This is a genomic window from Vibrio sp. 704 (genome assembly GCF_033339295.1).
The window spans coordinates 1-3,318 of the sequence record NZ_JAWOUH010000045.1 but is presented as its reverse complement, the minus strand read 5'-3'; the positions used below and the strand labels follow the sequence as shown (position 1 = coordinate 3,318).

At 42.8% G+C, this 3,318-nt stretch carries 3 protein-coding genes and 1 pseudogene; 2 read left to right on the top strand and 2 right to left on the bottom strand.

Annotation, left to right across the window (positions count from 1 at the left end):
- Both R7R24_RS24195 and R7R24_RS24190 read right to left on the bottom strand, forming a co-directional pair.
- Positions 1-425: GNAT family N-acetyltransferase (locus tag R7R24_RS24195; RefSeq protein ID WP_318081625.1), on the bottom strand; the 425-nt coding region annotated here is incomplete at its 3' end.
- Positions 426-448: 23 nt separating this feature from the next.
- Positions 449-1,189, bottom strand: a complete 741-nt coding sequence (locus R7R24_RS24190) for a subclass B1 metallo-beta-lactamase VAM-1 (RefSeq protein WP_181726415.1) — start codon at positions 1,187-1,189, stop codon at positions 449-451.
- Between the two features lie 178 nt (positions 1,190-1,367).
- Here R7R24_RS24190 and blaPSE point away from each other — a divergent pair, with 178 nt between their 5' ends.
- Together blaPSE and aadA1 are read left to right on the top strand one after the other, a co-directional pair.
- Positions 1,368-2,201, top strand: coding sequence for a PSE family carbenicillin-hydrolyzing class A beta-lactamase (blaPSE, locus tag R7R24_RS24185; RefSeq protein ID WP_181726425.1), 834 nt, complete (start codon positions 1,368-1,370; stop codon positions 2,199-2,201).
- Positions 2,202-2,318: 117 nt separating this feature from the next.
- Positions 2,319-3,157: pseudogene (aadA1, locus tag R7R24_RS24180) on the top strand (ANT(3'')-Ia family aminoglycoside nucleotidyltransferase AadA1).
- Positions 3,158-3,318: the final 161 nt, after the last annotated feature.

Sequence of the window (3,318 nt, the reverse complement as noted above, 5' to 3'; positions counted from 1 at the left end):
GCGGTAAACGAGTGAGGGAATTTCAGGTAAGATACTTCGGATGAGGAGCAAAAAGGTGGTTTATACTTCCTATACCCAAATTGCTTAATTAATGTTAAAGCTTCTCCAGCAATTCCCCTGCCTTGAGCACTTTGCTTAATCATGTAACCTACTTCGGCTATTCGCGCCTTGTGATTAATGACCTTCAATCCAATACTGCCCAGCTTTTCTCCTGATGATATGTCCTCAATACCAAATGAAAGCCAGTGATCACTTTCAAACTGCCAAGATTGAGATTTTAACTCAAACGCTGCCACAGCTTCTTGATAAGTTAGAGGCTCATACACATGCTCCATCATAATGGGGCACATTGATATTTCTATGAACAACTGTCTATCTGAACTATCAAATGGTGATAGTTTTATTCTACTACCTCTTAGCTCCACTATTTTTCCTTTGCTTTATTTGTCTATTTGTCAGAAGTCTTATCGGATGATGCTAATTTTTGTGTATGAAGGAGTAAACTAACGTCTCCAACCTGACCATGCCCAGGCACTACAGTGACTATATCTGGATAGCGTTGCAGCACTCTTTGAATAGAGTTCGACCATTCGCCTATATTTGCATCTCCAGTGTAACCTAGACTTTTATTACGGAGGCTTTTAACAAAGCAACCGCCAAATAATAGCTTTTCATTCGGTAACCAAACAACGATGTTATCTTCAGTATGGCCTGGGCCAGGATAATACACTGTCGCAATGCCGTTGAAAATTTTGAGTTCATTGCTCGATATTTCAGTATTCGAAATTTCTTTGTTATTGAGTTTAAGAAGTTGATTAGTGAGTGAAGTGGCATAAGTGTTAACTTTTAAATCATTTAAAAGTGGTAAATCACCACTCGCATCTTCATGAAAGTGAGTTACTATTGCGCTTTTTAGTACGAGACCTCTATCTTCAATCCATTCAATAAGTTGATTGGTTGCTTTGGTCGTCCAAGGAGTGTCAATCAGGTATGCCGCATCTCCATCGACTACAATTAAGCCAGACGCGCCAATAAACCCCCAAGGCTCAACATGTTTATATGAGATATGCTGATAGATATTATCGGTTAATTGTTTAACCTCCAGCGTTTTAGTGTCTGTATTGTTTGCTGCTGTTACAAAAGGAACAAAAAGAGTAATGAGCAGAATATTTTTTATCAGAAAATTCATTATTGACGACCTCTGAACGTCATTAAAAATGTGCAATTATGAGCTTGTAACGTCTATTACATTGAATCAAATTAAGTTGTTCATAGCGACTAAGTAGAGACATTTATCTTAAGTAACCTTATATGCGTTTGTAATCTTTTAATGCATTGAGACATGGAGCAAATGCTAAGAATAGCGTATCTTTTATGCTTTTGCAAGTAGTTCAAAGTTTCGGCAAGTTGAACAAGACGTTAAGGCAATTGAAGTTTCTCTTTCTGCTCGTATAGGTGTTTCCGTTCTTGATACTCAAAATGGAGAATACTGGGATTACAATGGCAATCAGCGCTTCCCGTTGACAAGTACTTTTAAAACAATAGCTTGCGCTAAATTACTATATGATGCTGAGCAAGGAAAAGTTAATCCCAATAGTACAGTCGAGATTAAGAAAGCAGATCTTGTGACCTATTCCCCTGTAATAGAAAAGCAAGTAGGGCAGGCAATCACACTCGATGATGCGTGCTTCGCAACTATGACTACAAGTGATAATACTGCGGCAAATATCATCCTAAGTGCTGTAGGTGGCTCCAAAGGCGTTACTGATTTTTTAAGACAAATTGGGGACAAAGAGACTCGTCTAGACCGTATTGAGCCTGATTTAAATGAAGGTAAGCTCGGTGATTTGAGGGATACGACAACTCCTAAGGCAATAGCCAGTACTTTGAATAAATTTTTATTTGGTTCAGCGCTATCTGAAATGAACAAAAAAAAATTAGAGTCTTGGATGGTGAACAATCAAGTCACTGGTAATTTACTACGTTCAGTATTGCCGGCGGGATGGAACATTGCGGATCGTTCAGGTGCTGGCGGATTTGGTGCTCGGAGTATTACAGCAGTTGTGTGGAGTGAGCATCAAGCCCCAATTATTGTGAGCATCTATCTAGCTCAAACACAGGCTTCAATGGCAGAGCGAAATGATGCGATTGTTAAAATTGGTCGTTCAATTTTTGACGTTTATACATCACAGTCGCGCTGATAAGGCTAACAAGGCCATCAAGTTGACGGCTTTTCCGTCGCTTGTTTTGTGGCTTAACGCTACGCTACCACAAAACAATCAACTACAAAGCCGCAACTTATGGCGGCGTTAAACATCATGAGGGAAGCGGTGATCGCCGAAGTATCGACTCAACTATCAGAGGTAGTTGGCGTCATCGAGCGCCATCTCGAACCGACGTTGCTGGCCGTACATTTGTACGGCTCCGCAGTGGATGGCGGCCTGAAGCCACACAGTGATATTGATTTGCTGGTTACGGTGACCGTAAGGCTTGATGAAACAACGCGGCGAGCTTTGATCAACGACCTTTTGGAAACTTCGGCTTCCCCTGGAGAGAGCGAGATTCTCCGCGCTGTAGAAGTCACCATTGTTGTGCACGACGACATCATTCCGTGGCGTTATCCAGCTAAGCGCGAACTGCAATTTGGAGAATGGCAGCGCAATGACATTCTTGCAGGTATCTTCGAGCCAGCCACGATCGACATTGATCTGGCTATCTTGCTGACAAAAGCAAGAGAACATAGCGTTGCCTTGGTAGGTCCAGCGGCGGAGGAACTCTTTGATCCGGTTCCTGAACAGGATCTATTTGAGGCGCTAAATGAAACCTTAACGCTATGGAACTCGCCGCCCGACTGGGCTGGCGATGAGCGAAATGTAGTGCTTACGTTGTCCCGCATTTGGTACAGCGCAGTAACCGGCAAAATCGCGCCGAAGGATGTCGCTGCCGACTGGGCAATGGAGCGCCTGCCGGCCCAGTATCAGCCCGTCATACTTGAAGCTAGACAGGCTTATCTTGGACAAGAAGAAGATCGCTTGGCCTCCCGCGCAGATCAGTTGGAAGAATTTGTTCACTACGTGAAAGGCGAGATCACCAAGGTAGTCGGCAAATAATGTCTAACAATTCGTTCAAGCCGACGCCGCTTCGCGGCGCGGCTTAACTCAAGCGTTAGATGCACTAAGCACATAATTGCTCACAGCCAAACTATCAGGTCAAGTCTGCTTTTATTATTTTTAAGCGTGCATAATAAGCCCTACACAAATTGGGAGATATATCATGAAAGGCTGGCTTTTTCTTGTTATCGCAATAGTTGGCGAAGTA

Excerpts from the sequence above, each read along its gene's own strand:
- R7R24_RS24190 (WP_181726415.1), bottom strand. The coding sequence starts at position 1,189 with ATGAATTTTCTGATAAAAAATATTCTGCTCATTACTCTTTTTGTTCCT.